Source organism: Streptomyces sp. NPDC054841 (assembly GCF_053611045.1).
In genome coordinates, this window is the sequence record NZ_JBSGZO010000792.1 from 1 (window position 1) to 2,263 (window position 2,263).

Genomic DNA, 2,263 nt, shown 5'->3' on the forward strand with positions numbered 1-2,263 from the left:
CTTGCGATGCGTCCCCTCGGCCCTCCGGGCCTGGGGAGACCCCATGCACCGGACGCCGCGAGCTTCCCGGCAAACCTTTCCGGCCACAGCACTAGGCGTCCGCGCGTCCTCTGATCCCCAGCGCCTCCGTGGTCGTCGGGTTGATCAGCAGGACCAGCGAGGTGACGGCGACCACCGCGAGGACGATGCCCGCCGGGATCAGTGGGCCCGTGGTGCTCAGCAGGGTCCAGGCGACCGGCAGGGACAGGATCTGAGTGATGATCGCGGGGCCGCGGCTCCAGCTGCGGCGCAGCAGCAGCCCGCGCGCGGCCAGCAGCGGAATCATGCCGAGGGCGATCAGCGTCGCTCCGCCCGTGGCGGCCTGCGTCGTGCTGTCGGGGTGGCTGGTGAAGCCCGACACCAGCATGTAGACGCCCCCGGCCACCAGGGCGAGGGCCTCCAGACCGCAGAAGGCCGCCGCGGCGGTAAGGCGGGTGGGACGCGACTCGGGGGTCTGCTCAGCACTGCTCACCCTTGCAGGGTAGCCGTGCACCCCCGTACGTCCCCGGCGACCCGGGCTGGGCCGGGTACCGCCCGGTAGGTACCCTGGCGCCCATGCGCGCACTCCTCGTGGTCAACCCGGCAGCAACCACCACCAGTGCCCGCACCCGTGACGTTCTCATCCACGCCCTCGCCAGCGAGGTGAAGCTGGAGGCCGTCACGACGGAGTACCGCGGCCATGCCCGGGACCTCGCCCGGCGGGCCGCCGAGTCCGGGGAGACCGACCTGGTGGTCGCGCTCGGCGGCGACGGCACCGTGAACGAGGTCGTGAACGGTCTGCTGCATTCCGGCCCGGAGCCGGACGCCCTCCCCCGCCTCGCGGTCGTGCCCGGTGGCTCCACCAATGTCTTCGCCCGCGCACTGGGGCTGCCGAACGACGCCGTGGAGGCGACCGGCGCGATCCTGGACGCGCTCAGTCACCGGAGCGAGCGGACGGTCGGGCTCGGTCTCGCGTCGGGTACGCCGGGCACGGAGGACGAGGCGATCCCGCCCCGCTGGTTCACCTTCTGCGCGGGCTTCGGCTTCGACGCCGGTGTGATCGGCCGGGTCGAACAGCAGCGAGAGCGCGGCAAGACATCGACGCACGCCCTCTACATACGTCAGGCGGTCCGCCAGTTCCTCGAGGAACCGCATCGCCGACGTGGCGCGATCACGCTGGAGCGCCCCGGCGCGGACCCGGTGACGGACCTCGCGCTGTCCATAGTCTGCAACACCTCCCCCTGGACCTACCTGGGCAATCGTCCGGTGTACGCGTCTCCGAGGGCCTCCTTCGACACGGCCCTCGACGTGCTCGGGCTGAACCGGCTCTCCACGCTCGCCGTGGCCAGATATGCGACCCAGCTCCTCACCTCGACCCCCGACCGCGGCCCGCGCGGCAAGCACGCCTTCTCGCTGCACGACCAGACGGACTTCACCTTGCATTCGAAGGCTCCGCTGCCCTTCCAGATGGACGGTGACCATCTCGGTCTGCGAACTAGCGTGACGTTCACAGGCGTACGCCGTGCACTGCGTGTGATTGTGTGAGTGGAAGGGCCCTGAGCCCTTTATCTCGAACGTATGGGCTGGGGTCCACCCCATGGAAGTACGGCTGTGACCTAGTCGACACCGAGGAATCAAAAAAAACTTTCCGGAAGGGGTTGTATCCGCCGCCGAGGTTTGCGAATCTCTACATGGCGATCGGGACGGCCCGCAGAACCGGCCTCTCAGAGCCAGAACCCCTCCTCATTCCAAGGACCACAACCAGTTCATCTGGGTGTCGGCCCTTCCGGTGCGGGGGGATTCGTGAAAGCGTTCACATTCACAAGCAACCTGCACGTAATACCAAGAGAGGTAGCAGCCATGGACTGGCGTCACAACGCCGTTTGCCGCGAGGAAGACCCCGAGCTGTTCTTCCCCATCGGCAACACCGGTCCTGCGCTGCTGCAGATCGAGGAAGCCAAGGCCGTCTGCCGCCGCTGCCCCGTCATGGAGCAGTGCCTGCAGTGGGCGCTCGAGTCCGGCCAGGACTCCGGCGTCTGGGGTGGCCTCAGCGAGGACGAGCGCCGCGCGATGAAGCGCCGCGCCGCTCGCAACCGGGCGCGCAACGCCAGCGCCTGATCGCCACCGCTACGAGCCTGAGCCCGGCGGCGCGTACGGCGAGTACGCACTCACCGCCCCCGAGCCGCAGCGCGCAGCAGTAACTCAAAGCGTTCGAGCCCCGGACCGTGTCCATACGGTCCGGGGC

The 2,263-nt window shown here is 69.1% G+C and carries 3 protein-coding genes; 2 read left to right on the forward strand and 1 reads right to left on the reverse strand.

Annotation, left to right across the window (positions count from 1 at the left end; translation table 11 throughout):
* Nucleotides 1-91: 91 nt before the first annotated feature.
* Nucleotides 92-511: a hypothetical protein gene (locus tag ACWGI8_RS43255; protein ID WP_453668997.1), complete on the reverse strand. Its 420-nt coding sequence runs from the start codon at nucleotides 509-511 to the stop codon at nucleotides 92-94.
* Nucleotides 512-594: 83 nt separating this feature from the next.
* On the opposite strand from ACWGI8_RS43255, the gene ACWGI8_RS43260 reads away from it, so the two are divergent.
* Together ACWGI8_RS43260 and ACWGI8_RS43265 are read left to right on the forward strand one after the other, a co-directional pair.
* Nucleotides 595-1,563, forward strand: a complete 969-nt coding sequence (locus ACWGI8_RS43260) for a diacylglycerol/lipid kinase family protein (protein WP_453668999.1) — start codon at nucleotides 595-597, stop codon at nucleotides 1,561-1,563.
* Nucleotides 1,564-1,878: 315 nt separating this feature from the next.
* Nucleotides 1,879-2,136: a WhiB family transcriptional regulator gene (locus tag ACWGI8_RS43265; RefSeq protein WP_003953983.1), complete on the forward strand. Its 258-nt coding sequence runs from the start codon at nucleotides 1,879-1,881 to the stop codon at nucleotides 2,134-2,136.
* Nucleotides 2,137-2,263 lie beyond the last annotated feature (127 nt).

Coding starts and splice junctions, on each gene's coding strand:
- ACWGI8_RS43260 (WP_453668999.1), top strand. CDS start 595: ATGCGCGCACTCCTCGTGGTCAACCCGGCAGCAACCACCACCAGTGCC.
- ACWGI8_RS43265 (WP_003953983.1), top strand. CDS start 1,879: ATGGACTGGCGTCACAACGCCGTTTGCCGCGAGGAAGACCCCGAGCTG.